26 protein-coding genes are annotated in these 24,879 nt (G+C 71.4%); 5 read left to right on the top strand and 21 right to left on the bottom strand.

Going from position 1 to position 24,879, the window contains the following annotated elements; all coding sequences use genetic code 11:
• Positions 1–3 precede the first annotated feature (3 nt).
• From mmuM to ACWY4P_RS14585, 5 genes are all read right to left on the bottom strand, one after another.
• Positions 4–930, bottom strand: a complete 927-nt coding sequence (mmuM, locus tag ACWY4P_RS14565) for a homocysteine S-methyltransferase (RefSeq protein WP_456210974.1) — start codon at positions 928–930, stop codon at positions 4–6.
• Between the two features lie 26 nt (positions 931–956).
• Positions 957–1,880 (bottom strand): LLM class F420-dependent oxidoreductase, encoded by a 924-nt coding sequence (locus tag ACWY4P_RS14570; protein WP_456210975.1) that lies wholly within the window; start codon positions 1,878–1,880, stop codon positions 957–959.
• An 18-nt stretch (positions 1,881–1,898) separates the two neighbouring features.
• Entirely contained in the window at positions 1,899–2,372 is a 474-nt protein-coding gene (locus ACWY4P_RS14575) for a DUF6099 family protein (RefSeq protein ID WP_456210976.1), read from the bottom strand.
• A gap of 160 nt (positions 2,373–2,532) precedes the next feature.
• A complete protein-coding gene (locus ACWY4P_RS14580) occupies positions 2,533–2,904 on the bottom strand; it encodes a nucleotide pyrophosphohydrolase (protein WP_456210977.1) in 372 nt (123 codons plus the stop codon).
• Complete coding sequence (locus tag ACWY4P_RS14585) at positions 2,870–4,039, bottom strand: AAA family ATPase (protein ID WP_456210978.1); 1,170 nt, start codon at positions 4,037–4,039, stop codon at positions 2,870–2,872. Before ACWY4P_RS14585 ends, ACWY4P_RS14580 begins: the two co-directional genes overlap by 35 nt.
• A 124-nt stretch (positions 4,040–4,163) precedes the next feature.
• Between ACWY4P_RS14585 and ACWY4P_RS14590 the strand changes: the two genes are divergently transcribed.
• Positions 4,164–4,700, top strand: coding sequence for a hypothetical protein (locus tag ACWY4P_RS14590; protein WP_456210979.1), 537 nt, complete (start codon positions 4,164–4,166; stop codon positions 4,698–4,700).
• On the opposite strand, the gene ACWY4P_RS14595 is transcribed toward ACWY4P_RS14590, so the two are convergent.
• The gene (locus ACWY4P_RS14595) at positions 4,691–5,152 is read right to left on the bottom strand and encodes an ATP-binding protein (RefSeq protein ID WP_456210980.1); all 462 of its coding nucleotides are present in this window, start codon (positions 5,150–5,152) and stop codon (positions 4,691–4,693) included. The two genes, ACWY4P_RS14590 and ACWY4P_RS14595, sit on opposite strands and share 10 nt — an antisense overlap.
• 161 nt (positions 5,153–5,313) lie before the next feature.
• Here ACWY4P_RS14595 and ACWY4P_RS14600 point away from each other — a divergent pair, with 161 nt between their 5' ends.
• From ACWY4P_RS14600 to ACWY4P_RS14610, 3 genes are all read left to right on the top strand, one after another.
• Positions 5,314–6,189, top strand: coding sequence for a helix-turn-helix domain-containing protein (locus ACWY4P_RS14600; RefSeq protein WP_456212922.1), 876 nt, complete (start codon positions 5,314–5,316; stop codon positions 6,187–6,189).
• A complete protein-coding gene (locus ACWY4P_RS14605) occupies positions 6,186–6,371 on the top strand; it encodes a DUF397 domain-containing protein (RefSeq protein WP_456210981.1) in 186 nt (61 codons plus the stop codon). The genes ACWY4P_RS14600 and ACWY4P_RS14605 overlap by 4 nt, the downstream gene beginning before the upstream one ends.
• Positions 6,372–6,633: 262 nt before the next feature.
• A complete protein-coding gene (locus ACWY4P_RS14610; RefSeq protein ID WP_456210982.1) occupies positions 6,634–8,280 on the top strand; it encodes an MFS transporter in 1,647 nt (548 codons plus the stop codon).
• 33 nt (positions 8,281–8,313) lie between these two features.
• Here the strand turns inward: ACWY4P_RS14610 and ACWY4P_RS14615 are convergent, their stop codons facing one another.
• The 7 genes from ACWY4P_RS14615 to ACWY4P_RS14645 form a co-directional block, all read right to left on the bottom strand.
• Positions 8,314–8,757, bottom strand: a complete 444-nt coding sequence (locus ACWY4P_RS14615) for an SsgA family sporulation/cell division regulator (RefSeq protein ID WP_456210983.1) — start codon at positions 8,755–8,757, stop codon at positions 8,314–8,316.
• A gap of 185 nt (positions 8,758–8,942) precedes the next feature.
• Complete coding sequence (locus ACWY4P_RS14620; RefSeq protein WP_456210984.1) at positions 8,943–9,779, bottom strand: alpha/beta fold hydrolase; 837 nt, start codon at positions 9,777–9,779, stop codon at positions 8,943–8,945.
• 134 nt (positions 9,780–9,913) lie between these two features.
• Positions 9,914–10,705: an amino acid ABC transporter ATP-binding protein gene (locus tag ACWY4P_RS14625; RefSeq protein ID WP_456212923.1), complete on the bottom strand. Its 792-nt coding sequence runs from the start codon at positions 10,703–10,705 to the stop codon at positions 9,914–9,916.
• 5 nt (positions 10,706–10,710) lie between these two features.
• On the bottom strand, positions 10,711–11,724 hold the full coding sequence (locus ACWY4P_RS14630) for an amino acid ABC transporter permease (protein ID WP_456210985.1): 1,014 nt from the start codon (positions 11,722–11,724) through the stop codon (positions 10,711–10,713).
• A 53-nt stretch (positions 11,725–11,777) separates the two neighbouring features.
• Positions 11,778–12,710 carry an ABC transporter substrate-binding protein gene (locus tag ACWY4P_RS14635; protein WP_456210986.1) on the bottom strand — a complete coding sequence of 311 codons (933 nt, stop codon included), beginning with the start codon at positions 12,708–12,710 and terminating at the stop codon, positions 11,778–11,780.
• A gap of 1 nt (position 12,711) precedes the next feature.
• Entirely contained in the window at positions 12,712–13,530 is an 819-nt protein-coding gene (locus ACWY4P_RS14640; RefSeq protein WP_456210987.1) for a nitrilase-related carbon-nitrogen hydrolase, read from the bottom strand.
• 53 nt (positions 13,531–13,583) lie between these two features.
• Positions 13,584–14,555, bottom strand: a complete 972-nt coding sequence (locus tag ACWY4P_RS14645) for a hypothetical protein (RefSeq protein ID WP_456210988.1) — start codon at positions 14,553–14,555, stop codon at positions 13,584–13,586.
• Between the two features lie 187 nt (positions 14,556–14,742).
• Here ACWY4P_RS14645 and ACWY4P_RS14650 point away from each other — a divergent pair, with 187 nt between their 5' ends.
• Positions 14,743–16,152: an aminotransferase class I/II-fold pyridoxal phosphate-dependent enzyme gene (locus tag ACWY4P_RS14650; protein WP_456210989.1), complete on the top strand. Its 1,410-nt coding sequence runs from the start codon at positions 14,743–14,745 to the stop codon at positions 16,150–16,152.
• Between the two features lie 37 nt (positions 16,153–16,189).
• Here ACWY4P_RS14650 and ACWY4P_RS14655 read toward each other — a convergent pair whose 3' ends face one another.
• The 8 genes from ACWY4P_RS14655 to ACWY4P_RS14690 form a co-directional block, all read right to left on the bottom strand.
• Positions 16,190–17,473, bottom strand: a complete 1,284-nt coding sequence (locus tag ACWY4P_RS14655; protein ID WP_456210990.1) for an NAD(P)/FAD-dependent oxidoreductase — start codon at positions 17,471–17,473, stop codon at positions 16,190–16,192.
• Positions 17,474–17,568: 95 nt separating this feature from the next.
• Complete coding sequence (locus ACWY4P_RS14660; protein ID WP_456210991.1) at positions 17,569–18,234, bottom strand: haloacid dehalogenase type II; 666 nt, start codon at positions 18,232–18,234, stop codon at positions 17,569–17,571.
• A 55-nt stretch (positions 18,235–18,289) separates the two neighbouring features.
• Positions 18,290–19,240, bottom strand: coding sequence for an aldo/keto reductase (locus ACWY4P_RS14665; protein WP_456210992.1), 951 nt, complete (start codon positions 19,238–19,240; stop codon positions 18,290–18,292).
• Complete coding sequence (locus tag ACWY4P_RS14670; protein ID WP_456210993.1) at positions 19,237–20,697, bottom strand: aldehyde dehydrogenase family protein; 1,461 nt, start codon at positions 20,695–20,697, stop codon at positions 19,237–19,239. Before ACWY4P_RS14670 ends, ACWY4P_RS14665 begins: the two co-directional genes overlap by 4 nt.
• The gene (locus tag ACWY4P_RS14675; RefSeq protein WP_456210994.1) at positions 20,694–21,647 is read right to left on the bottom strand and encodes a succinylglutamate desuccinylase/aspartoacylase family protein; all 954 of its coding nucleotides are present in this window, start codon (positions 21,645–21,647) and stop codon (positions 20,694–20,696) included. The genes ACWY4P_RS14670 and ACWY4P_RS14675 overlap by 4 nt, the downstream gene beginning before the upstream one ends.
• A gap of 39 nt (positions 21,648–21,686) precedes the next feature.
• Positions 21,687–23,087 carry an aminotransferase class III-fold pyridoxal phosphate-dependent enzyme gene (locus ACWY4P_RS14680; RefSeq protein WP_456210995.1) on the bottom strand — a complete coding sequence of 467 codons (1,401 nt, stop codon included), beginning with the start codon at positions 23,085–23,087 and terminating at the stop codon, positions 21,687–21,689.
• Positions 23,084–23,950: an ABC transporter permease gene (locus tag ACWY4P_RS14685; RefSeq protein ID WP_456210996.1), complete on the bottom strand. Its 867-nt coding sequence runs from the start codon at positions 23,948–23,950 to the stop codon at positions 23,084–23,086. Before ACWY4P_RS14685 ends, ACWY4P_RS14680 begins: the two co-directional genes overlap by 4 nt.
• The gene (locus ACWY4P_RS14690) at positions 23,947–24,876 is read right to left on the bottom strand and encodes an ABC transporter permease (RefSeq protein WP_456210997.1); all 930 of its coding nucleotides are present in this window, start codon (positions 24,874–24,876) and stop codon (positions 23,947–23,949) included. Before ACWY4P_RS14690 ends, ACWY4P_RS14685 begins: the two co-directional genes overlap by 4 nt.
• Positions 24,877–24,879 lie beyond the last annotated feature (3 nt).

Below are 24,879 nucleotides of genomic sequence, written 5' to 3' on the forward strand. Positions count from 1 at the left end.
GTCTCACTTCCGCTCGTCGGTCATCACGGCCGCCAGCTCCGCGATCCGCTCCGGCCCCACCCGGCAGCAGCCGCCGATGAGCCGCGCGCCCCCGTCGCGCCACGCCTTCACCCGCGCCGGGTCGAACGTCGCCCGTCCGCGCCAGCCACGGGCCTCGGCGTCCCACTCCTCGCCGCTGTTCGGATAGACGACCACCGGCTTGCCCGTGGTCCCGGCGGCGATCTCCACCGCCCGGTCGGCGTCGCCGGGCTCACAGCAGTTGACGCCCACGGCCAGCACCTGGTCGTTCCCCGCCGCCAGGGCGAACGCCTCGCGCAGCGGCTGCCCGGCCCGGGTGTGCTCTCCCGCGATGCTGTACGACAGCCACACCGGCACCCCACAGCCCTCGACCGCCCGCAGCAGCGCCTCGGCCTCGTCGGCGTCCGGCACCGTCTCCAGCGCGAGCACATCGGGCCCGGCCGCGGCCAGCGCCTCGATCCGCGGGCGGTGGAACCGCTCCAGCTCGCCGATGCTCAGCCCATAGCGCCCGCGGTACTCGCTGCCGTCCGCCAGCATCGCCCCGTACGGACCGACGGAAGCGGCCACCCACACCGGCCGGTCCGCGGTGCCGCCCGCGCCCTCGGCCGCCCGGCGCGCCAGCTCCACGCTGCGCTCCAGCAGCGCCGTGGCCTCCTTCTCCGCCACGCCCCGGCGGGCGAAGCCCTCGTACGTCGCCTGATAGCTGCTGGTGATCAGCACCCGTGCGCCAGCCCGCGCATACGCCGCGTGGGCCTCCTCGATCTGCCGCGGGTCATCGGCCAGCAGCCGGGCCGACCACAGCTCGTCGGAGAGATCGCAGCCCTGCGCCTCCAGCTGATTGGACAGCCCGCCGTCGAGGACGAGCGGCCCCCGCTCCAGGGCAGCGGCCAGTGGCGTACGGCGGGCAGACATCACGGGTGCTCCTTGCGGCGGGCGGTTCAGCCCAGCTGGGCCTGGACCTGGGAGGAAATCAGCTCCAGGTGGTCGAGGTCGTCGAGGTCCAGGATCTGGAGATACATCCGGGACGAGCCGGCCTGGGCATACTGGCCGATCTTGTCGACGACCTCGGCCGGCGAGCCCGCCAGACCGTTCTCCTTCAGCTCGTCCACCTTGCGTCCGATGGCGTCGGCCCGCCGGGCGACCTCGGCGTCGTCCCTGCCCACGCAGACCACCAGCGCGTTGGAGTACACCAGGTCGTCGCCCTTGCGGCCCGCGGCCTCGGCCGCCGCCCGCACCCGCTCGAACTGCCGCTCACTGTCCTCCGCCGAGGCGAACGGCATGTTGAACTCGTCCGCGTACTGCGCGGCGAGGCGGGGGGTGCGGGCCTTGCCGTGGCCGCCGATCAGCACGGGCACCCGGTCCTGCGCGGGCTTGGGCAGCGCGGGCGAGTCGGCGAGCTGGTAGTGCGTCCCCTCGTATCCGAAGGTCTCGCCGACGGGTGTGCGCCACAGACCGGTGACGATGGCCAGCTGCTCCTCCAGCCTGGCGAACTTCTCCGCCGGGAAGGGGATGCCGTACGCCCGGTGCTCCTCCTCGTACCAGCCCGCGCCCAGGCCCAGCTCCACGCGGCCACCGGACATCTGGTCCACCTGCGCGACCTGGATCGCGAGCACGCCCGGCAGCCGGAAGGTCGCGGCCGTCATCAGGGTGCCGAGCCGGATCCGCCGGGTCTCGCGGGCGATCCCGGCCAGGGTGATCCACGCGTCGGTGGGGCCGGGCAGCCCGTCGACGTCCCCCATCTTCATGTAATGGTCGGAGCGGAAAAAGGCATCGAAGCCGAGATCCTCGGTGGCCTTGGCGACGGAGAGCAGGGTGTCGTAGCTCGCCCCCTGCTGGGGCTCGGTGAAGATTCGCAGATCCATGGATCCCATCCTGCACTGTCATGCCGCGCCACCCCACTCCAGCACCGTGAGGTGCCTGAGCATCCCGTGCACCCGGTCCCTCGCCTCGTCCGCCGCGTCGATCGCCTCGACGCACTGCCAGTACAGCGCCTCCTCATCCGTGTTGGAGGCGACGCCGACCAGCGCGAAGCCCGCCTCGGCGAGCAGATCGCCGAGGGCCGGCAGCACCTCCCTCGGATCCCGCACCTCGGACAGCTGGGCGGCCCGTAAGCCCCCGCTGTGCAAGGCGGGGTGGTGCAGCGCGGGGCGGAACAGGGCGCCGCGCGCCCTGCTTCCCGCCTCGCACAGGCCGCGCGCCTCCGCACGCGCCGCCGCCGGGCCGCTCACCACGAAGTGGCCACCGATCGCCTCCGCGAGCGCCTGTATCTGCCAGGCCTCGGCCACGATGTCATGCACGGTCCCGGCCTGCGCCAGGGCGTGCCGCGTGACATCGATCAGCCGCATCGCTTCCATGCCCCGATCCCCTCTCAAACGGACTTCCCACACCCGTCACTCCTCCACTACCCAGAGTGATGACTAACAGGCCGAAAAGCTAGGGGAATTCAGGAATCTGTTGACAACAGTTACGTTGTGGATAACTTCATCACTACAGAGAGTGACGAAACGAAGATCCCTAACGCCTGGTGGCCGGGAAACGGACCTCATTGCGGTCGATCTTGGCCGCGAGAGCCGCCAGCGCGTCGATCCCCAACACCTCGCAGAACTGGAGCAGATACGCCAACACATCGGCGACCTCGTCCTCGACCCGGGCCGCGCTCCCCGCCTCCTCCATCACCCGCGCCGACTCCTCAGGCGTCAGCCACTGGAAGATCTCCACCAGCTCCGACGCCTCGACGCTCAGCGCCGTGGCCAGGTTCTTGGGCGTGTGGTACGGTTGCCAGTCGCGCGCCGCGGCGAACGCGGCCAGCCGGCGCTGCAGCGCCCGCACGTCCCGGTCCCCGGACCGCGATTCATCGGGCTGTCGGTACTCTCGTGCCTCGCTCACACCCCAGGTGTACCACTGTCGCCCCAGCGGCCTCCTCCGCACCCGGCAACTCCGCAACCGGCAGTTCCGCCACCGTCCCCACCAGCCGGATGTGCCCCCGTGCGCACATCCGCGCCGCGACCCGCAGCAGCGCCCGCGCCTGCCGCCGGTCCAGGCACCGGTCGAACCCGTCGGCCAGCACCGTCAGCGCCTGCCGCGCCGAGATCACATCCGCCGCCGGGTCCATCTCCAGCACCCCCGGCCCGGTGAGCAGCACCAGCGCGAGCGCGATATAGCGCAGCTCGCCGTCCCCCAGCCGCTCGACGGGCATCGCCCCCAGCTCCCCCTGCCCCAGCAGGGCCCGCACCACCCCGCCCGCCGGCCCCTCCGTGAACAGGTCCTCCACCGGTCCGGCGCACCCCGCCCGCACCGCCGCGACCAGCGCCGCATGCCGGGTGCCGCACTCCCGGCTGGTGCGCCGCAGCACCGCGGCCAGGTTCTCGCAGCCGCCGCGCAGCCGCCCGTCCCGCGGTGGCGTCGGCGCCCGCATCCGCTCCGGCCGCGGGTCGCAGACGAAGACGGACCGCAGCGCGACGACGACCTGCTCGGCGGCGGCCAGCGCGAGCCGCTGCCCCTCGGTCTTGCCCGCCACCCGCAGCGGCAGCAGCGCGGTCGCCAGCCGGTCGTCGGGCAGCGGGGCCCGGGTGACCGCGACCGCCCCCGCCGTGTGCCAGGCGGCCTGCACCCGGCGCCGCCCCGGGTCGCGCAGCGCCGTCTCCAGCAGGGTCTCCCCCGCGCCCGTCATCCGCTCGCCCACGATCCGCAGCTCGGGCTCCGCCTGCACGGCCACATCCAGCCGCACCGGCCCGACCGGGCCGTCCACCGTGCAGCCGATCCGGAAGCCGCGCCGGCCCTGCCCGTCCGGCCGGGCGCGCCGCGGGATGTACCCGGCGGGATCGTGGAAGACCTGCTCCAACCGCTGGCCGCCCGCCAGGCGCGCGAGCGCCGCGTACGCCTCCAACACGCCGGACTTGCCGCTTCCGCTGGGCCCGGCGATCAAGGTCAGCGGCCCCAGGGGAAAGGCCGCGCGGCAGTGCGTCTTGAAGGCCGACAGCCTCAACTCCGTGACGACCGGCCGCAGTCCGGATGCGCTCATGCCCCGGAACGTATCTCCCGCGCCGCACCGCCGAACCGTTCCGTCTTCCGTATCTTCCTAATCTTCCTACGATCGGGCGATAGTGACCGCCCGCCTGACATGACGAACCGGGGAGCTTCGCACCGTGGCCGACAGCACGTTCTGGATCGCCGCCCTCACCGGCGGCACCGCCGTAGTGGCCAGCTGGGTCACCAGCCGGGGCAACACCCGGGCCGCCCGGATCCAGGCGGACACCGCGGCACGGGCCCAGCAGTCGGAGCGGCGGCGCGAGAGCAGGCGCACGGCGTATCTCGATCTGATCGAACACGCCCACCAGACGGTCGAGGTGTACTGGGAGATATCGGCCGCCCAGCGGACCGCCCACGCCGAGCACCGGCCCGCCGCCCTCGATGCGCTGGTCGAGCGGGAGCTCGAGGCGTACGGGAAGCTGCGCCGGCGCGTGCGCGTCGTCGAGCTGGAAGGACCGCCCGCCGCGGCCACGGCGGCGAACGCCCTGCAGAACGCGACCGGCCCGTTCCACCGTGCCCTGCGGGACATCCGCTCCGACGACCACCCCGACCACCCCGAGGCAGTACGCCGCTTCGAGGCCTCCTACCGCCCGTTCTGGGCCGCCCTCACGGACTTCGTCGACGCGGCGCGGGACGCCTTGCATCAGGAATGAGACGCGACGCGAGGCAGGTCCAGTTCGGCCCGGACCGTTTTCCCGACCGGTACGCGGTCCAGCACCTGCCACCGGTCGGCGAGCGCCTCCACGAGGAGCAGCCCCCGCCCGGTCTCGACCACGGACGGCGGCACGGTCAGCTCCCCGGGGCGCGGCGGCTGCCGCTCGCCCCGCGTGTCCGACACCTCGATGCGGAGTACGCCACCGGTCAGCGTGAGCCGCAACTCGAAGTCCCTACCCGGCACGCGCCCGTGCGTGGCGGCGTTCGCGGCGAGCTCGGCCACGATGAGAGCGGCCGCGTCCGACAGCCGCGTGCCGTGCGAGATCCCCCAGCCGTCGAGCTGATGGAGCGTGAGCTGCCGGGCGAGGCGCGCGCCGAGCGGGGTGGAGCTGAAGCGCTGCGTGAACACACGTACGGTGATGGACCCTTGGCGAGTGGGGGGTGGCGTCATGCACCCACGGTGGCCTGCGGATTCGCCTGTGCGCCAGGGCGACACGGCGTACGCTGAGTCAGCGTACGCACACGGATTGTGGACGGTACTCGTGACTGGCCGTGAGTATGTGAGCGGCCAAGAGCGTCACATGGGGCGGGGTGCACAGGAGGTGGCCGATGATGGCCGAGCACAGTGTCAGTACGGATGGTGAGACGGACGCGGGCGAAGCACAGACGCCGCCGTGCGGCGGGGAACCGGAGCCCTCGGACAGTCTGCGGACGTTCGGGGCCGTAGTCCAGGCCCTGCGGGAACACGCGGGGCTGAGCAGAGAGGAGTTCGCTGGTCAGGTCCAGTTCTCCAAACACACGGTCGCGTCGATCGAGCAGGGTCGGCGCATGCCGGACGCGTCTTTCGTAGAGCGGGCGGAGGTGGCGTCGGGCAACACGGGTGCGCTGCGGAGGGCGGCCCAGCACCTGTCCCGGCAGCCGGGGCTGGCGGCGTGGTTCCGGCAGTGGGCACGGCTGGAGGCGGTGGCGATCGCCTTGTACACGTACGAGTGCCGGGTGGTGCCGGGCCTGTTGCAGACGGAGGCGTACGCGCGGACGCTGTACGACAACCAGCTGCCGCCCATGAACGAGGCCCAGATCGAGGCCCAGTGGGCGGTACGCGCAGAGCGCCAACGACTGTTGTCAAAGCGGGACAACACGGCGTTCAGCTTCATCGTCGAGGAGCATCTGTTCCTACGGCGGCCGGGCGGAGCGGAGGTCACGCGGGGACTGATCGACCATGTGTTGGCCGTCGCCGAGCTGCGGAACGTCGAGATCCAGGTCATGCCGTTGGCAAGAGAACACGCGGGCATGGCTGGCCCCGTGCAGCTCCTGGAGACGCCTGAGAACCGCTGGCTCGCTTACTGCGAAGGACAGGAGAGCGGCCAGTTCATCACGGCTTCGAAAGTGGTCAGCGTGCTCCAGATGCGGTATGCCAGGATGCGCTCACAGGCTCTGGCTCTCGAAGACTCTCTGAGCCTGTTGCAGCGGATGCGAGGGGAGCTATGAACACGTCCGAACTGGCCTGGTTCAAAAGCAGCTATAGCAGCAGCGCTTCAAATGACTGCGTCGAAGTAGCCACTTGCCCCGACGCAGTCCACGTGCGCGACTCCAAGGACAAGGAGGGCCCTCAGCTCGCCTTCTCCCCCAGCGTGTGGACCAACTTCGTCGCGTACGCCACCAAGCCCTGACAGTTCACGCCTCGCCCCGTGCCGGGAATCCCGGCACGAGGCGGGCTCTTATTTCGCCGGCCGGCCCCTCCCCGCGGACCGGTCCTTCCACGAGCTGTCCGACAGAGGACACGTGGCGCTCACGGCGCTCGACGTCCTGCGCGTCCGCTGACAACTGCGGCTGACGCACCGCGGTCGACGAACCGCGAGACTGTGCGCTCAGGGAGCACAGCCGGTGCGCTGACGCTCAAGAGCGCCCGATGGGCCGGTCCTAATTTGCAGCATGAGCACAGCATCGTCACCGACACAGTCCCCAAGGACGGATTCGGCATGGGCGCCGCTCGCGGCGCGCGTCTTCCGGGCGCTGTGGATCGCCCAGTTGGTCTCCAACGTCGGCAGCTGGATGCAGACGGTGGGTGCCCAGTGGCTCCTGATCGGGAACGACGCGGCACTGGTGACGCTCGTCCAGACAGCCTCGAGCCTGCCCATCGTGCTCCTGGCCCTGCCCTCGGGCGTGCTCGCCGACCGTTACGACCGGCGCCGGGTGCTGCTGGTCGCGCAGTTGGCCATGCTCGCGGTGTCCGGCGCGCTGGCCGCGCTTGCGTTCGCGGGTGCGCTCACTCCGGTGCTATTGCTCATCCTCACCTTCCTGCTGGGATGCGGCACCGCGTTGATGGGTCCGGCCTGGCAGGCGATCCAGCCGGAGCTGGTGGAGCGCCCCCAGCTCCGACAGGCCGCCGCGCTCGGCGCCGTGAACATGAATCTCGCGCGCGCCGTCGGGCCGGCTCTGGGCGGGGTGGTGGTCGCGGCGGCGGGCGCGGGGTGGGTCTTCGCCTTCAACGCCGCCTCCTACCTCGGCATCGCCGCCGTCCTGGTGTTGTGGCGGCGACCCGCGACGGCCGCCCCCGTCGCCGACCGCGAGAAGCTGCTGTCCGCCCTCGACGCCGGCCGCCGCTATGTGTGGTACGCGCCGGGCGTCCGCCGGGTCCTCCTGCGCACGGTCCTGTTCATCCCCGGCGGCGCCGCCTTGTGGTCGCTGCTGCCGCTCGTCGCGAGCCGCTCCCTGCACCTGGGTTCAGGCGGCTACGGGCTGCTGCTGGCCGCCGTCGGCCTCGGAGCGGTGGCGGGTGCCTTCGTCCTGCCCCGCACCAACCGGGCCCTCGGCGCCAACGGCACGCTGGGCGTCGGCGCCCTGGTCTTCGCGGGTGTCCTGGCGATCATGGCGACCGTACGGATCCCGTGGCTGGTGACAGTGGCGCTGCTGTTCGCCGGTCTGGCGTGGATCGCGGTCCTGTCCACCCTCAACGCGGCCGTGCAGATGCGGCTCCCGGGCTGGGTCAGGGCCCGTGGTCTCGGCGTCTATCTGCTGGTCTTCCAGGGTGGCCAGGCGCTGACCGCGCCGCTGTGGGGCGCTCTCGCCGAGCGGCTGGGGCTCGCCGTCCCGCTCCTGGCCGGGAGCGCCTGGCTGCTGGCCGGTGCGGTCAGCCTGCGTCGCTGGCCGCTGCACGGGACGGAGGGCGTCGACCCGACCCCGGCCGACCGGCCGGTGCCCTCCCTGGCGTTCGAGCCCGGGCCGTCCGACGGCCCGGTGCTGGTCTCCGTCTCCTACCACGTCGCCCCGGGGAACGGCACCGCCTTCTGTGAATGCATGGGCCACGTCGCCCGTTCCCGGCGGCGCACCGGGGCCCTTACCTGGGGGCTGTACCAGGACGGAAAGGATCCGGGGCACTTCATCGAGAACTACCTCGTCGCCTCCTGGTCGGAGCATCTCGCTCAGCACCGCGACCGCCGCACGCTCACCGACCACCGCTACGAGGAGCGGGCCCGCTCTCTCCTCGTCCCGGGCAGCCGGCCGGAGGTCACCCATGCCTTCGAGTCGTCTTCGGGCCCCGTCGTCCCGGAAGGCGGCGAAGCCGTATCGCCCGAGTAGCAGCGGGTATACGTCATTCGGCAGCCGTGTCCGTCACTCGCTCCCCGCCATGAGCTGCGCGACGATGCTGTCCAGGTCGATGTGGAGTGCCTCGGTACCCGGTGGCACGAGCAGGTCGGTCCGGTCCAAGAACGCGGTGACCGCCGAAGCCGCGATGTCCAGCACGGCGGCCCCCACGGTGGACCTGAGGACGATGCGCACCGAGTGCCGAGGGCCGCTGCTGCGGGGAATCACCAGGACATCTCCGATACCCGCCGGTCGGCGCAGCCCCTCCGACAGGAGGCCGCGAGCGAACACCCAGTCGACCGTGTCCGTCGACGTCGCCCCGAGGGCGAGGCACACGGCAAAGGGCTCTGTCCTGTCGTAACGCAGCTCAGCGGACAGTGATACGGGCGGTTCGCCGTCGACGACGACGTGCGCCACCACTTCATGGATGATCGAGGTCTCGTCGGTGGCACCGAAAAACGGCTGACTCATTTCGTACCCCAATCAGTTGATTTCCGCGGAGGCTTCCTTGCAAGGAACCCTAAAGCCGTCGGCGGAAGCGCCTTGCCGTGGAACGTATGAGGTGTTGCCTGAGAAAGAACTGTCACCGTCCGCCGAAGGCGTCCGGCTCGGCCGGGCGGCCGAGCCGGGATCGCCGAACCGCCCCAGGGCGGGGGTCACTTCTCCAGGAAGGCGAGGAGCGCCTTGTTGACCTCCTCGGCGTGGGTCCACAGCAGGCCGTGCGGGGCGCCCTCAACCTCCACGTAGTCGGCGGACGGGAGCGCCCGGTGGAACGGGCGCGCCGTGCCCTCCGCGGGGAGGATCCGGTCGGCCGTACCGTGCAGGATCAGGGCCGGCACGTCGATGGCGGGAATGTCGGCCCGGAAGTCGGTGTACCAGGTCGAGGGCGCGGCCGCGGCGGCGAAGAAACCACCGCCCGCCGCGACGTTCCAGCTGTTGCGCACCGCTTCCGGGCTGATTCTGGTGCCGAGGTTCTCGTCGAGGTTGTAGAAGTCCTTGAAGAAGTCGGTGTAGTACGCGTAGCGGTCCGCCTTGACAGCCGCGACGACGCCGTCGAAGAACTCCTTCGTCGCGACCCCGTCCGGGTTGTCGTCGGACTTGAGCAGGCAGGGCTCCAGCGAGGCCAGGAAGGCGACCTTGGCGACCCGGGCGGAGCCGTAGGCGGACACGTACCGGGCGACCTCACCGGTGCCCATGGAGAAGCCGACCAGGACGGCGTCCCGCAGGTCGAGGGTCTCCATCACGGTGTTCAGATCGGCCGCGAACGTGTCGTAGTCGTAGCCGGTCGTCGGCTGGCTGGACTGCCCGAAACCACGGCGGTCGTAGGTGATCACCCGGTAGCCGGCGTCCAGCAGCACGGCCGTCTGCCGCTCCCAGGAGTGGCCGTCGAGCGGGAAGCCGTGGATGAGGACGACCGGCTGCCCGGCGCCGTGGTCCTCGTAATAGAGGTCGACGGCGGTGGAGTTCTCCTGGCCCACGGTGATGTACGGCATGCGTTGCTCCCTGGTGACGGATGAGTGGTGCGCGAAACGCCGTCACGCTAGGGCCTACGCGGCGGCACCCGTTGCCGCCCAGCGCACCACTCCTTGCCTCCAGGTGCAGGGATCGCCGACCGTGGGTCACCCGCTCACAGGAAGCGGCTGAGGAACGCCCGGGTGCGCGGGTTGGCCGGGTTGTCCAGCACTTCCTCGGGGGTGCCGCTCTCGACGATGCGGCCGCCGTCCATGAAGACCACCCGGTCGGCGACCTCCCGGGCGAAGCCGATCTCGTGGGTGACCACCAGCATGGTGAGACCGGCGCGCGCCAGGTCCCGCATGGTGGCGAGGACTTCGCCGACCAGTTCGGGGTCGAGGGCGCTGGTCGGCTCGTCGAAGAGCATCAGCTTCGGCCGCATGGCCAGGGCGCGGGCGATGGCCACCCGCTGCTGCTGGCCGCCGGACAGCTGGCGTGGGTAGGCGTCCGCCTTCTCGGCGAGATCCACCTGCTCCAGCAGCCGCAGCGCCGTCTCCCGCGCCTTGGCCTTGGGCACGCCCAGGACGCCCACCGGGGCCTCCATGACGTTGCCGAGGACCGTCTGGTGCGGGAACAGGTTGAAGTGCTGGAACACCATGCCGATGTCGCGCCGCTGCCGGGTCGCCTCGCGGGGCCGCAGGTGGTGGACGCGGGAGCCGGCCCGGCGGAACCCGATCAGCTCGCCCTCGACGTGGACGGAGCCGGAGTCGATCCGTTCCAGGTTGTTGACGCAGCGCAGGAAGGTCGACTTGCCCGAACCGGACGGGCCGAGCAGCACCACCACCTCGCCCGAGTGGACCTCCAGGTCGATGCCCTTGAGGACCTCCACGTGACCGAACCGCTTGTGCACCTGGTGCGCCCGCACCATCGGCCAGGTGGTGGCCGGGTCCGTCGCCTTGGTCGTCATCGTCGTCATGAGGGGGTCTCCGATACGGGTTCCGGCCCTGCCTTGCGCGTCGTACGGCGGCGGAAGAGCGCGAAGTCCCAGAAGCTCTGCGGGGAGTTACGGCTGCTGCCGCGGGCGTAGTAGCGCTCGATGAACGACTGCCCGACGTAGAGCACGGAGGTCATGACCAGGTACCACAGGCAGGCCACGACGAGCAGCGGGATGGTTTCGAAGGTGCGGTTGTAGATCGACTGCGCCGTGTACAGCAGGTCGGCGAGGGCGATCACGCTGACCAGCGAGGTCGCCTTGAGCATGTTGATGACCTGGCTGCCGGTGGGCGGCACGATGAAGCGCATCGCCTGCGGCAGCACGATCCGGCGCAGGATGCGGGCCCGGCCCATGCCGAGCGCGGAGGCGGCCTCGGTCTGGCCGTGGTCGACGCCGAGCAGACCGCCGCGCACGATTTCGGCCATGTACGCGGCCTCGTTGAGGCCGAGGCCGAGGATGGCGGCGAGCCAGGGGCTGATCAGGGTGTTGGTCTCGGCGCTGATGAACTCGGGGCCGAACGGGATGCCGAAGGAGATCCGGGGCAGCAGCGCCGAGAGGTTGTACCAGAAGATCAGCTGCACCAGGACCGGGATGCCGCGGAAGAACCAGACGTAGGCGCCGCAGACCGTGCTGAGCACCCGGTTCTCCGACATGCGGCCCACCGCGACGAAGACGCCGCCGACGGTGCCGATCGCCATGGCCACCACGGTGAGTTCGATGGTGGTGGCGATGCCCTGGCCGAAGACCTGCGCGCCGAAGTAGGCGCCCACCGTGCCCCATTCGAAATTGGGGTTGGTGATCAGGAAGTGCCCGAGCTGGGCGGCGAGCACGGCCAGGACCACCACGGAAAGCCAGCGCAGCGGATGCCGTACGGGAACGGCGTGGGCCACGTCCACGGGGTGGTCGGGGGCGTGCGGGTGCTCCGTCCGTTCCTTGACGGCGACGACCGCCGGGGGGTGGTCCCGGGAATCCGGGGAGGGGGCGGTGGCCATGGCGGCTCACCTCCTTTCGTGAGTCATCCTTCGTGAGTCATCCGGCGCCGGGGCTAGGACTTGGCGAGGTTGACGCCCGCCTGCTTCAGCTCGTTGTCCTTGAGCCCCCACTTCTGCATGATCTGGTCGTAGCTGCCGTTGTCGATGAGCTTCTGGATGGCCTTGAGCAGGACGTCGCGCAGCGGTCCGTCCTTGGGGACGACGGCGCCCTGGTAGAGGTCGTCGAACCCGTTGGACTGCCCGGTGCCCGCCAGCTCCAGCTCTCCCTTGGACTGCTGCACGAAGTACGTCAGCGGGGCCTGCGAGGAGAAGAACGCGTCGGCTCGGCCGGACTTCACGGCGAGGATGGAGGACGGCTGGTCCTTGTACGACTGGACCTGGACGGCGGCCTTGCCCTTCTTCGTGCACGCCTCGGACTGCTTCTTGATGACGCCCTCGGCGGAGCCGCCGGCCATGACCGCGACCTTCCGGCCACAGGCGGTGTCGAGGGAGGTGATGCCCTTCGGGTTGCCCTTGGGCACGGCGAAGACGACGAACTCCCGGACCCAGTCCACGAAGTCGTTGGCGCCCTGCCGCTCCTTGAAGTCGCCGATCGGGCCGATGGCGAAGTCGTAGCGGCCGGCCTTGATGCCCGTCAGCTCGCTGGGCAGCCCGTCCGCCGTCACATGCTCGATGGTGACGCCGAGGACCTTCCCGAGCGCGGCCGAGACGTCCGCGGAGGCCCCGGTGAGGCTGTGGCCGTCGGAGCCGGCGATCTCGTACGGCGGGAAGGACCCGTTGTTGACCGACACCAGCTTTCCGGACTTGCGCGCCTTCGCGGGCAGCTGGTCGTGCAGTTCCTTGTCCTCGGTGAGCTGGGACCCCGCCGCGGCGGCCGTCTTCTTGCTCACCGCGCCGTCGGCCTGGGGCGGGTTGGCGCCGCAGGCCGCGAGCAGGGCGGTACAGGACAGGGCGCCGGCGGCGAGGCCGAGTCGGCTGGGGGACATATCAGGCTCCGAGGGGAAGGGTGCCGAGGGGACGGACGGTCGGGTCGACGACGAACCGCCGGTTGGCGAGGACGGGCAGGGTGCTGCGGGCGGCGGCGGTGACGCCCGGGTCGGCTTCGGCCCAGGCCAGGCCCTGGCCGGTGGCGAGCCGGGCGCGCACGGTGCCGAGCGGGTCGACGATCAGGCTGTTGCCGATGTTGCGCGGGCCGGACTCGCCGCTGGCGGCGACCCAGCAGGTGTTCTCCAGGGCCCGCGCGGCGATCATGACCTCCCAGTGGCGTTCCTTGGCCGGGCCGCGCACCCAGGCGGCCGGGAGCGCCAGCACCTCGGCGCCCGCGTCGGTCAGCAGCCGGGCCAGTTCCGGGAAGCGGACGTCGTAGCAGGTCATCAGGCCCACCTTGGTGCCGGCCACCTCGACGACGACGGGCGGTTCGTCGGCGGGGCGGACGTTGGCGGACTCCTGGTCGCCGAAGGCGTCATAGAGGTGGATCTTGCGGTAGCGGGCGATCAGCTCGCCCGCGCGGAGCACCACCAGGGTGTTGAAGACCCGGCCGTCGTCGGAGGGCTCGTGGATGCCCACCACGATGGTGGTGGAACTGTGCGCGGTGGCGGCGGCCAGTTCGGTGACGAACGGGCCGTCCAGCGGCTGGGCGACCTCGCGGATGCGGTGGCGGTCCTCGGTGAAGCGGGCCAGGACGCCCTCGGGGAGGACGAGCAGATCCGCGCCGCCCCGGTCCGCCTCGGCGGCGAGGTCGAGGCAGGCGCCCAGGTTCTCCTTCCAGTCGGGGCTGGCGGCGAACTGGCCTACGGCGATGCGCATGGGGTGGTGCTCCATAAAGTCTCGGTCAGTGAGGTCGGTGCGGGTCGGCGGCGTCACGCGGCGGCGACGGCGGCCAGGGGGATCGGGAAGACGACGGTGGGGTCGATGGGCTCGGGCGCGATGCCCTGCGCGTACAGCTCCTCGCAGAAGGCCCGGGTCATCGCGGTGTTGTTCTCGGTGCCGTACGGCATCCAGTCCTCGCCGAAGACCTCGGCCGACTCGGTGAGGGAGTGCAGCAGCCAGGGCGTGGTGTCGGCGAGCAGCCGCCGCCTGTCCAGCCAGTGGCGCTTGGACGCCTCCAGGCCCGCGAGAAGGGCGGCGGGCAGCTCCGGGTGGGCCTCGACGACCTCTTTCTTCAGCGTCACCAGGTGGATCCCGGGCACGAACCCGGTGGCCGCCCAGTAGGCGCGCTCCGCGGCCGGGTGGTCGTCGAGCAGATGCCTGAAGCGGCTGTCCGGGGTGAAGAACTCCGGCGGCATGAACGGGGTGAGGATCGCGTCCAGCCGCCCCGCGGCCAGCTCCCCGACCAGCGACTCGCCCTCGGTCATGGCCGAGACGTGTCGAGGCAGGGGGCGATCCCCGAGCCGTTCCTTGCCGACCTCCCCGGCGGCCAGCGGCCCCACCCGCCACTCGATACCGGACAGGTCCACGCCCGCGGCCCGGATCAGCGCCCGGGTCCAGGTGTTGCCGGAGTCGGGCCAGCCGGTGAGGCCGATCCGGGCGCCGGCGAGCTGGTCGAACGAGCGCAGCGGGCTGTCGGCGCGCACCAGGACACAGCGGTGACGGAAGCCGCGCATCACGAACGCGGGCAGACCGACCAGCCGGTCGTCGCCCGCCGCGCGGGCCCGTACATAGCGGCTGAAGGAGGTCTCCCCGCCGTCGAGGCCGGTCTCGGCGAGCACGTCGGGGGTGACGTCCCGCGCGTCGATCTCGACCCGGAAGCCCGGCACCTGCACCCGTCCGGACATCAGCGGCACCAGGTGGTCCCAGTCGCGGAGTCCCAGACGGATCGTGGGCGATGACACAGCACGCACTCCTAGCGGTTGGTACATGACACGCAAAGCTCGTTCATGACGCACATGGCTTGTTTTCATCCATGCGATGACCGGCAGGCTATTGTTCAGAACAGCGGCCAAACAAGATCTGATTTGTTACTGAACATAGTTTTTCCGTGTCGTAACCTGTGGGCACACAAGCGGCGATGGAGCGCAGATGTGGGGGAACGAGCTGGTGAGCGGCGGAGACGGCAGGGTCGGGGGACCGGGCGGCACCTGGTCGACCAGCAGGCTGGCGGAGCACATCAAGGACGCGAGCGCCCGCGGCATCGCGGTCGCCATGACCGATCTGATCCGGTCAGGAGAGCTGGCCCCCGGCAGCTCGCTGCCCACCGTGCGGGCCCTGGCCGGTGAACTGGCCGTCAGCCCCAGCACCGTGGCCGAGGCGTGGGCGGTGCTGCGCCGGCACCGGATGATCACCACGCTCGGCCGGCGCGGAAGCGTGGTCAGCGGCCCCCCGTCGGTCCCGCACCCGGTGCGCTACGAGCGCGTCGGCGACTTCGGCGCCCACCTCACCCTCGACCTCGCCGTGGCCGCACCGGACCCCGCCCTGCTGCCCCCGCCGGCCGACGCCCTGCTCGCCGGGGCGCGCACCCCCCGGCTCAACGACTACTCCCGCACCGCCATCACGGACGGGCTCCTCGACGCCGTGCGCGACACCTGGCCGTTCGCGCCCGAGGCGTGGATGGCCGTCGACGGCGGCTACGCGGGCGTGCAACTGCTGTGCCAGGCGCTGATCGTCCCCGGCGACCGGGTCATGGTGGAGGACCCCACGGCGGCCCGCCTGCTGGACATCCTCGAAGCCCTCGACGCCCAGGTCGTGCCGGTCGCCTGCGATGCCGAGGGCCCGCGCCCCGACGCGCTGGCGCGCGCCCTGGACCAGCGCCCCGCCCTGTTCCTGCACCAGTCCCGGGCCCAGGCCCCCTGCGGCTGGACGCTCAGCGGGCAACGGGCCGCGGCCCTCGCCGCCGTCCTGGAGGACACCCCGAACGTCACGGTCATCGAGGACGACGGCATCGGCCCGCTCGCCACGCTCCCGGGCGCCAGCATCGGGACGCACCTCCCGCAGCGCACCGCCCTGGTCCGCTCCTACTCCAAGGCGTACGGGCCCGATCTGCGCCTGGCCGTGGTCGGCGGCCCGGGGGAACTGGTCGAACGCGCCCGCGTCCTGCGGACTTTCGGCTCCGGATGGACCAGCCGCATCCTCCAGGACGCGCTCGCCCACCTGCTCACCGACGCGGCCACCACCCGCCGCGTCCAGGAGGCCGCCGAGCGGTACGGGCTGCGCCGCGGCGCGCTCGCCGAACGGCTCGCCGGGCTCGGCGTGCCCACCCTCAACCGGGACGGCCTCATGCTCTGGGTGCCCGTGGCCGACGAGACCTCCGCGCTGGTCACCCTGGCCGCCCGGGGCGTCACCGTCTCACCGGGCGGCCGTTTCTGCGTCTCCTACTCCCAGCCCCATGTGCGGGTCGCCACCAGCAGGCTCTCCGAGGACCCGGCCACCCTGGACGACACGGCCGCCCTGCTCGCCCTGGCGGCGGCGGCCACGGCGGACCACCTGCGCTGAGCCGGGTCGCCCGGCCCGTCGCCGGCCGCCCGCCGGGTCAGCGCAGCCGGTCCTTGGCCTTGTAGTACGCCCCGCCGAACGGCAGGAACCAGGCGGTGCCGTTGTAGAAGGGCACGGGGACCTTCGGGAAGCCCAGGCCGCGGAGGGGGTTGGCCTCCGGGTGGCCGTCCATGACCTCGGCCATCGCGCGGCCCAGGTAGGTGGCCATCTGGACGCCGTGGCCGCAGTAGCCCATGGCGTAGTACAGCCCGCTCACCTCTCCCGCGTGCGGGATGCGGTCCCAGGAGAAGCCGACGCTGCCGCCCCACACGTAGTCGATCCGGACGTCGGCCAGCTGCGGGAAGATCTCGGCCAGCTCCCGCTTCAGGACGTCTCCGCTCTTGAGGTCGGAGGCGGGGTTGGAGGGGGCGAAGCGGGCGCGGCCGCCGAAGGCGAGGCGGTGGTCGGGGGTGAGGCGGATGTAGTGGCCGATGTTCTTGGAGTCGACCACGAGGCGGGCGTTCGGGATGAGTTCGCGGGCGCGTTCCTCCCCCAGCGGCTCGGTCACCGTGATGAAGCTGCCGACGTTGATCAGCCGCTTGCGGAACCAGGGCATGGCCCGGTCGGTGTAGGCGTCCGTGGCGGCCATGACCTGCTTGGCGCGGATGGTGCCGTGCAGGGTCTCGACCAGGAAGCCGCCGTCGGGGGTGCGGGTCAGGGCGGTGGCCGCGTTGCGTTCGTGGATCCGGGCGCCGGCGCGTTCGGCGGCCTCGGCCAGGCCGTGGAGGTACTTGCCCACGTGCAGACCGGCGCTCAGCGGGTCGAGCAGGGCGCCGTGGTAGTAGTCCGAGCCGAGTTCCGACCTCAGCTCGCTCGGGGAGAGCAGCGTGGTGTGGTGGTCGAAGTTCTCGGCGAGGTCGCGCTGGGTGGCCCGCATGCCCTCGAAGTGCTGCGGCTTGTATGCCACGCCGAGGCGGCCCGAGCGGTTGAAGTCGCAGTCGATCTGCTCCTTCTGCGTCAGCTCCTCGACGACGTCGACCGCCTCGCGGAAGGAGTCGTACAGCTCGCGGGCGCGCTGCTGCCCGTAGCGCCTGCGGGCCTCGGCGACGCCGATGGTGATGCCCTGGGTGCACATGCTGCCGTTGCGCCCGGAGGCGCCCGAGCCGACCTTGTCCTTCTCGACGAGGACGACCCGGGCCCCCTTGCGGGCCGTGTGGTAGGCGGTGGACAGGCCGGTGAGGCCGCCGCCGACGACCACGATGTCGGCCTCGTCGGGCAGTTCCTTTCCGGACCGGTCGGGCAGGGGCGGGGCGGTGTCGAGCCAGTAGGGGATCTGCTTCATGGCGTGCGTTCTCCGTGTCCTGTCTCTGGTTCCTGTGTCCCCGTCGGGGCAGCTGTCGGTGCAGCTGGCGGTGCAGCTTTCGGTGTACGTGTCGGTCAGCAGCCGAGCAGCTCCGGCAGGCCCGACAGGTCGCGCAGCTCGTCGTACGGCTGGTAGGCGGTGCTGCCGCGGCGGCCGTAGCGGTTGATCCACACCCGGCGCCGCAGGCCCAGGTCGCGGGTGGGGATGAGGTCGTACTCCCAGCCCTGGGCGGTGTGGATGACCTGGGAGGGTTCGACGCCCATCGTCTTGTACGCGTGCTCGAAGGTCTGGCGGTCCGGCTTGTACGCCCCCGCCTGCTGGGCGGTGATGACGTGGTCGAACTCGACGCCGATGTGGGCGATGTTCTGGGCGATGAGGTCGTCGTCGGTGTTGGAGATGATGGCGATCTCGTAGCGGGACTTCAGGGCGCGCAGGGCGTCCGGAACCTCGGGGAAGGGGCCGAAGGTGGGGACGGCCTCGACCAGGGCGTCGCCGTCGGAGGTCCGGTACTCCAGGCCGTGCAGGCGCATGGCCATCTCCAGACTGGAGTGCAGGACCTCGTGGTACGGGCGGTAGGCCTCCAGGACGGCCTGGAAGCGCATGACGCGGAAGTCGTCGAGGAACTCGTCGACGTCCAGGCCGTCCAGGTCGAGCCGGTCGGCGAGGACCTTCAGGGTGGTGGGGCCGAGCTGGAAGTCCACCAGGGTGCCGTACGCGTCGAAGGTGACGATCTCTCGCATGGTGTGCTGCCTCGTTTCCGGCTTGGTTCAGCTGGTCAAAAGGGAATTCAGGGCTTCAGACGACCCGCTCGCCAGGGGCCACGATGGCGTCGAGCGCGGCCAGATCGGCCGCGTCGGGGGTCCAGTCGGCCGCCGCCGCGTTGGCGGCGACCTGGGCAGGGGTCATGGCGCCGCAGATGACGGAGCCGACTGCGGGCAGGGCGGCGAGTCCGCCCACGGCGACCCGCAGCAGGGTGAGCCCCCGTGCGGCGCCGTACGCGGTGAGCGCCTCGACGCGGTCGAGGGCCGCGTCGGTGAGCCAGCCCTGCCGCCAGGACAGCCGGCTGCCGGGCGGGGGCGGGTCACCGCGCCGGTACTTGCCGCTGAGCAGGCCGTTGGCCAGCGGGTAGTACGGCAGCAGGCCGACGCCGGCCCGCAGACAGGCGGGGATCAGTTCGGTCTCCGCACCGCGGTCGAGCAGGTGGTAGCGGGCCTGGGTGGAGACGAACGCGTCGGTGAGCTGACCGGCCGGGAGGTTGGAGCAGCCGATGTACCGGACCTTGCCCTCGTCCACCAGCTCGCGCAGGGCGGCGACGGTCTCCTCCAGCGGGGTGACGCCGTCCGGCTCGTGGTACTGGTACAGGTCGATCCGGTCGGTGCCCAGCCTGCGCAGGGAGGCCTCGACGGCGTACCGGAGGTAGCGGCGGGAGCCGCGCGGCCCGTGCCGTTCGGCCTGCTCGTCCATCTGCATGCCGAACTTGGTGGCCAGTACGACCTGGTCGCGGTGTCCCTTGAGGGCGGCGCCGAGCAGCCGTTCGCCATCGCCGCGCGAGCCCTCTCCGCGCGATGCGCCGGTGCCGAACCCTCCGTACATGTCGGCGGTGTCGAAGAGGGTGATGCCCGCGTCGAGCGCGGCGTGCACGACGGCCTTCGTCCCGTCCTCGTCCAGGCGGGATCCGAAGTTGTTGCCGCCGAGGCCGACCACCGAGACGGCCGGCCCGCGCTCGCCGAGCGTGCGATACCTCATGGCCGGTCCCCGAACCCGATGCAGACGTTCTTGGTCTGCGTGTAGCCGGCCAGCCCCTCCAGGCCCTTCTCCCGGCCCCAGCCGCTGTGCTTGTAGCCGCCGAAGGGGAGCTCGACGCCGGTGCCGACGCCGGTGGCGTTGACGTAGACCTGGCCGGTCCTGAGGCCCTCGGCCATGCGCATCGCCCGGTCGAGGTCGCGGGTCCAGACGTACGAGGCCAGGCCGTACGGGCTGTCCTCGGCCAGCGCCAGGGCCTCGTCGGCGTCGTCGAAGCCGATGACGGTGACGACGGGGCCGAAGATCTCCTCGCGGGCGCAGCGGGCCTGGTTCGTCAGGCCGGTGAGGACGGTCGGCTCGATGTAGTAGCCGTCGGCCAGTTCGGGGTCGGCCGGGGCGCCGCCGCCGACCCGCGCCACGGCGCCCTCCTGCCGGGCCAGGTCCAGATAGCCCAGGACCTTGTCGCGCTGCCGGGCGGAGATCATCGGTCCGATGTCGGGGTCCGTGAGGCCCGGGCCGATGCGCAGGGCGGCGATCCGCTCGACGAGCCGGTCCAGGAACTCCTCGGCGCCGCGCTGGAGGAGCAGCCGGGTGCCCGCCGAGCACATCTGTCCCGCGTTGCTGAACGAGGAGCCCAGGACCGCGCCGAGCGCCAGGTCGAAGTCGGCGTCGGCGAAGACGGTGAACGGCGACTTGCCGCCCAGTTCCACGACCGAGGGCACCACGTTGGCGGCGGCCGCCTGGGCGACCTTGATTCCCGTGGGCACCGAGCCGGTGAAGGTGATCTGGTCGATGCCCCGGTGTCCGGCGAGGGCCGCGCCTGTCTCCCCGTCTCCGGGGACGACGTTCAGGGCGCCCGGCGGAAGCCCGCACTCCAGGGCGATGCGGCCGATCTCCAGCGGGGTGAGCGGGGCCTCCGGGGAGGGTTTGAGCACGACGGTGCAGCCCGCGGCCAGGGCCGGGGCGGAGCCCCTGGCGGTGTTCTGGAGGGGGTAGTTGAACGGGATGATCTGGCCGGAGACGCCGATCGGTTCGCGGACGGTGTAGTCGATCAGGCCGGGGCCGAGGGGGATGGTGGTGCCCCCGAGCTTGTCGGCCGCGCCCGCGTAGAACTCGAAGTAGCGGGCCGCCGCTTCGACATCGGCCTTCGCCTGGCGCAACGGCTTGCCGACGTCCTGTGCTTCCAGCCGGGCCAGCCGCTCGCCCTGGTCACGGATCGCGCCGGCGATGCGGTGGAGCAGCCTGCCTCGGTCGGCGGGGCGCATCCGGGCCCACTCGGGCGCCGTGAACGCCGCCCTGGCCGCGGCCACCGCCCGGTCCACGTCCGTCGGGCCGGCCAGGGCCACCTCGGCGATGGCCGCCCCGTCGGACGGGTCGAGGACGGTGAAGGCGCGGCCGTCGGCCGCCGGGACCTGTTTGCCGTCGATCAGCAGCTCGGTGAGCGGGAGTTGGCTGGTCATGGCCGCATCTCCCCCTGTACCTCGCCGAAGATGACCACCTCGTCGCCGGGGCGGACGGTGCGGATCCGGCGCACCCAGAGCACGATGCCGTCCTGCGGGGCGCGCACCTCCTCCAGGGTGTTGCCGTAGTGGTCGGTGATGTGGGCGATCAGGTCGCCTTCCTTGCAGCTCTCCCCCGGCTCGGCGTGCCCGACGAAGAAGCCGCCGGCGGCGGAGCGGGCGAAGGTGCCGGAGACGGCGGTGTAGGTGTCGCGCAGCTCCGCGGCGCCGTCGACCATGCCGAGTTGCCGCATGATGTTGCGCACCGAGTTCATGTGCAGTTCGACGTTGGCCTCGCGGTAGGTGCCGCCGCCCGCCTCGATGGTGATGGCGGGCTTGCCCGCGGCGAGGGTGGGGTGGCGGACGGTGCCGCCCCACTTGCCGCCCTTCCAGATCAGCCGGTGTCCGGCGGCCAGGCCGATGGCCGTGGCCAGTTCCTCGTAGCCGCCCTGGACGATGGTCAGCGGGGCGATCTCGCCGAAGGTGCCGCCGGTGTGCAGGTCCACCAGGGCGTCGATGGCGGGGACGACCTGCTCGACGAAGGTGGCGGCCAGGCGCAGCGAGTACGAGCCATCGGCGTCGCCGGGGAAGATGCGGTTGAGGTTGAGCTGGTCGAGGCCGCTGCTGCGGGCGGCCGCCTCGAAGGCCGGGGTGTTCACACAGGGGATGCCGACCAGGGTGCCGCGCAGGGTGGCGGGGTCGGTCTCGGCGAGGACGCGGCGGATGGCCTCCTGGCCGTCGTACTCGTCGCCGTGGATGCCCGCGTCCACGCACAGCACCGGGCCGGGCTCGGTGCCGTTGACGACGATCAGCGGGATGCCGAGGTCCACGCCGTAGGTGCTGGTGCCGACCGGGATCAGGCCTTGGGCGCGCTCGCCGGGGGCGACGGTCAGCGGACCGATGGAGTACATGCTGGGGTTCCTTCCGAAGTCAGGGATCAGTGGCGTGGGTCAGAGACGGGCGGACGCCTCGTCGAGGGTGTCGGCGATGATGTCGGCGATGCGGTCCAGCAGCTGCCGGTCGCTGATCAGCGGGGGCGCGATCTGGACCAGCGGGGCAGCGCGGTTGTAGACCCGGGCGAGGAGGCCGGCCTCGCGCAGCCGGCGGGGGATCAGATCGGCGACGAGCGCGGCGCGGGCGGTGTCGCTGAACCCGCCGTCGTCGAGGTCGCCGACGAGTTCGCAGGCGTAGAAGAACCCGGCGCCGCGGACGTCGCCGACGATGCCCAGCTCGCCGAGGGAGGCCATCCGCCCCGCGAGGTGGTCCTGAAGGTCGCGGACGTTCTCCAGGATCCGGTCGCGTTCCATGATCTGGAGGCTGCGCAGGGCGATGGCGGCGCTCAGCGGGTGTCCGGCGAAGGTGTAGCCGTGGTTGAGCACCGCGCCGGGCCGGTTGATGACCTCGGTGACCCGATTGCCGACGAGGGTGGCGCCCATGGGGGCGTACCCGGCGGTGATGCCCTTGGCGATGGTGACGATGTCCGGCCGGGCGCCGTAGCGGTCGCCGCCGAACCACTCGCCGAGGCGGCCGAAGGCGGTGATCACCTCGTCGGCGACGAGGAGGAAGCCGTAACGGTCGGCCAGGGCCCGCAGGCCCGGCCAGTAGCCCGCGGGCGGGGTGATGCAGCCGCCGCGGTTCTGCACCGGCTCGGCGATGAGCATGGCGATCGTCTCCGGGCCCTCGGCCAGGATCGCGGCCTCCAGCTCGGCGAGGAGGCGGGCCGTGAAGGCGGTGTCATCAGCCTCATCAACGTATTCGGGGGCGAGGCCGTAGCGGTTGGTGTTGGACACGAAGCGGGTCTCGATCGCCCCGGGGCCGTACGGCTCCCGCAGCCCGGGGTCGTCGGTGAACGACAGGGCGCCCAGGGTGAGCCCGTGGTAGGCGCCGCGCCGGGAGATGGCCTTGGTGCGGCCGGGTTCGCCGCGCAGGACGTGGTAGCGGCGGGCGATCTTCCAGGCGGTCTCCACGGCTTCGGCGCCGCCGCCGGAGAAGAAGGTGTGCTCGATGTCCGCGGGGGCGATCCGGGACAGCCGCTCGGCGAGTTCGATGGCGGTGGGGTGCGCGGAGGCGGACCACAGCGGGCTGAAGCACAGGTCGCGCAGCTGCTGGTCGGCGGCCTCGGCGAACTCGCCGGCGTAGGAGTAGCCGAGCTGGCAGCAGTACAGGCCGGAGAGGCCGTCGATGTAGCGTCTGCCGTCCGCGTCGTCGACGTACGGGCCGTCGCCGCGCCGTACGACGAAGACGTTCTCGCCCTGTGCGCCGAGCGAGCCGTTGGGGGTCATGTTCAGCAGGAGATGTCTGGCCGCCGAGGCCGACAACTCGCTTGCGGGGGTGCGGGTGCTGGTGGTCATGAGGTCTCGCTTCCGGCGGGGAGGCCCACGGCGGTATCCGTCGGCAGCAGGCCGTCCTGCTTGCCGGAGCCGCCGAGTCGGCGCACCACGCCGACCAGTGCCAGGGCCACGACGGCCACCGCGATGAGCAGCGCGCTGACGGCGGTCACCGAGGGGTCGACGTCGTACTGGAGGACGTTGAACACCTGGACCGGGAGGGTCACGGTGTCCACGGAGGACAGGAACTGGGAGATGAAGAACTCGTCGAAGCTGGTGATGAAGGAGAAGATCGCGGCGGCGACGATCCCGGGCGCGGCCAGCGGGAAGGTGATGCGCCGCGCGATGGTGAGGCGGCCCGCGCCCATGCTGGCCGCCGCGTCCTCCAGCCGCTCGTCGATGCCCTTGAGGGTGGCCATGAGGATCATCACGGCGATCGGTGAGGCCAGCACGGTGTGGCCGAGGGCGATGGCGATGGGGCTGCCGAGCATCGAGGCGGGTTCGAAGAGCAGGAACAGGCCGAGGGCGATGACGACCTGGGGGATCACCAGCGGGGCCAGGACCAGTCCGTAGACGGCCGAGCGCAGCGGCAGTTCGCTGCGGACCAGGGCGGTGGCCGCGGTCAGGCCGAGGATGAGGGAGAAGACGGTGGTCAGCGCGGCGACGAGGGCGCTCAGCGACAGGGCGGCCGGCCACTTGCTGCCGTCGGCGAACAGCTGCTTGTACCAGCCGAGGGTCCAGGACTCGGGCGGGAAGGAGCCGAAGGCGTCCTTGCCGAAGGAGGTGACGACGATGACGATGATCGGCAGGGCCAGGAACAGCAGGATGAGGGTGGAGAGGACGGCCAGGCTGATCCGCCCGGCGAGGGTGGAGCGGAGCCCGATCATGCCGTACCCCGGTTTCTGACGGCCTCGCCGGCCGACTTCAGCAGTCGCATGAGCAGCAGCCCCGCGAAGGTGAACAGCAGCAGGATGATGCCGAGCGCCGAGGCGCCGTTCCACTGGTTCTGCTTCATGACCTGCTCGTCGATGAGCGAGGCGACCATGGTCTGCTTGGGGCCGCCCATGAGGGCGGGGGTGAGGTAGTAGCCGAGGCAGAGGATGAAGCACAGCACTCCGGCGTTGACCAGGCCGGGGGCGACCAGCGGAAGGTAGACCCGGCGGAAGATCGTCAGCCGTCCGGCGCCCATGCTGGCCGCGGCGGCGAGCAGCCGGCGGTCGATGCCGCGCATCACGGCGTACAGCAGCAGGACGGTGTACGGGAGCATCACGGAGGTGGTGCCGATGACGACCCCGAGCTCGTTGTAGAGCATCTGGAAGGGGGCGCCGGGGATGTGCAGGTCGGTCAGGGCGTTGTTCACCACGCCGTGTTCACCGAGCAGGATGATCCAGCCGTAGGTGCGCACCAGCGCGCTGATGAAGTGCGGGACGACGACGACCAGCATCACCAGACCGGCCCACAGGGGGCGCAGCCGGGATATCGCGGCGGCCAGCATGAAGCCGATGACCAGGGCGAGCAGTGAGGTCTCGGCGGAGATCCGCAGGGTGGTGAGCAGGATCTCCAGGTTGGCGCCACGGAAGGCGTCGGCGTACCAGTGCAGCGTCCAGCCGCCCTCCTCGCCCTTGAGGCTGAGCAGCAGGGTGCTGAAGACCGGGTAGATGAAGAGGACCAGCAGGTAGATGACGACGGGCGCGGCGTTGAGCAGCCCGAATCGGGTGCGGCGGTCGGACAGGGTCTTGCGGAGCCGGTGCGGGCGGCCCTTGTGGGCGGCGGAGCCCGGTGCCGGGGTGGACGCGGGGGCGAGCACGGCCATGGC

It is taken from the genome of Streptomyces sp. LZ34 (assembly GCF_053890475.1).

Excerpts from the sequence above, each read along its gene's own strand:
- ACWY4P_RS14630 (WP_456210985.1), bottom strand. The coding sequence starts at position 11,724 with ATGGCCACCGCCCCCTCCCCGGATTCCCGGGACCACCCCCCGGCGGTC.
- ACWY4P_RS14610 (WP_456210982.1), top strand. The coding sequence starts at position 6,634 with ATGAGCACAGCATCGTCACCGACACAGTCCCCAAGGACGGATTCGGCA.
- ACWY4P_RS14595 (WP_456210980.1), bottom strand. The coding sequence starts at position 5,152 with ATGACGCCACCCCCCACTCGCCAAGGGTCCATCACCGTACGTGTGTTC.
- ACWY4P_RS14585 (WP_456210978.1), bottom strand. The coding sequence starts at position 4,039 with ATGAGCGCATCCGGACTGCGGCCGGTCGTCACGGAGTTGAGGCTGTCG.
- ACWY4P_RS14635 (WP_456210986.1), bottom strand. The coding sequence starts at position 12,710 with ATGTCCCCCAGCCGACTCGGCCTCGCCGCCGGCGCCCTGTCCTGTACC.
- ACWY4P_RS14685 (WP_456210996.1), bottom strand. The coding sequence starts at position 23,950 with ATGATCGGGCTCCGCTCCACCCTCGCCGGGCGGATCAGCCTGGCCGTC.
- ACWY4P_RS14620 (WP_456210984.1), bottom strand. The coding sequence starts at position 9,779 with ATGCCGTACATCACCGTGGGCCAGGAGAACTCCACCGCCGTCGACCTC.
- ACWY4P_RS14660 (WP_456210991.1), bottom strand. The coding sequence starts at position 18,234 with ATGCGAGAGATCGTCACCTTCGACGCGTACGGCACCCTGGTGGACTTC.
- ACWY4P_RS14615 (WP_456210983.1), bottom strand. The coding sequence starts at position 8,757 with ATGAGTCAGCCGTTTTTCGGTGCCACCGACGAGACCTCGATCATCCAT.
- ACWY4P_RS14670 (WP_456210993.1), bottom strand. The coding sequence starts at position 20,697 with ATGACCAGCCAACTCCCGCTCACCGAGCTGCTGATCGACGGCAAACAG.
- ACWY4P_RS14570 (WP_456210975.1), bottom strand. The coding sequence starts at position 1,880 with ATGGATCTGCGAATCTTCACCGAGCCCCAGCAGGGGGCGAGCTACGAC.
- ACWY4P_RS14675 (WP_456210994.1), bottom strand. The coding sequence starts at position 21,647 with ATGTACTCCATCGGTCCGCTGACCGTCGCCCCCGGCGAGCGCGCCCAA.
- ACWY4P_RS14665 (WP_456210992.1), bottom strand. The coding sequence starts at position 19,240 with ATGAGGTATCGCACGCTCGGCGAGCGCGGGCCGGCCGTCTCGGTGGTC.
- ACWY4P_RS14575 (WP_456210976.1), bottom strand. The coding sequence starts at position 2,372 with ATGGAAGCGATGCGGCTGATCGATGTCACGCGGCACGCCCTGGCGCAG.
- ACWY4P_RS14625 (WP_456212923.1), bottom strand. The coding sequence starts at position 10,705 with ATGACGACCAAGGCGACGGACCCGGCCACCACCTGGCCGATGGTGCGG.
- mmuM (WP_456210974.1), bottom strand. The coding sequence starts at position 930 with ATGTCTGCCCGCCGTACGCCACTGGCCGCTGCCCTGGAGCGGGGGCCG.
- ACWY4P_RS14650 (WP_456210989.1), top strand. The coding sequence starts at position 14,743 with ATGTGGGGGAACGAGCTGGTGAGCGGCGGAGACGGCAGGGTCGGGGGA.
- ACWY4P_RS14680 (WP_456210995.1), bottom strand. The coding sequence starts at position 23,087 with ATGACCACCAGCACCCGCACCCCCGCAAGCGAGTTGTCGGCCTCGGCG.
- ACWY4P_RS14655 (WP_456210990.1), bottom strand. The coding sequence starts at position 17,473 with ATGAAGCAGATCCCCTACTGGCTCGACACCGCCCCGCCCCTGCCCGAC.
- ACWY4P_RS14605 (WP_456210981.1), top strand. The coding sequence starts at position 6,186 with ATGAACACGTCCGAACTGGCCTGGTTCAAAAGCAGCTATAGCAGCAGC.
- ACWY4P_RS14600 (WP_456212922.1), top strand. The coding sequence starts at position 5,314 with ATGGCCGAGCACAGTGTCAGTACGGATGGTGAGACGGACGCGGGCGAA.
- ACWY4P_RS14640 (WP_456210987.1), bottom strand. The coding sequence starts at position 13,530 with ATGCGCATCGCCGTAGGCCAGTTCGCCGCCAGCCCCGACTGGAAGGAG.
- ACWY4P_RS14690 (WP_456210997.1), bottom strand. The coding sequence starts at position 24,876 with ATGGCCGTGCTCGCCCCCGCGTCCACCCCGGCACCGGGCTCCGCCGCC.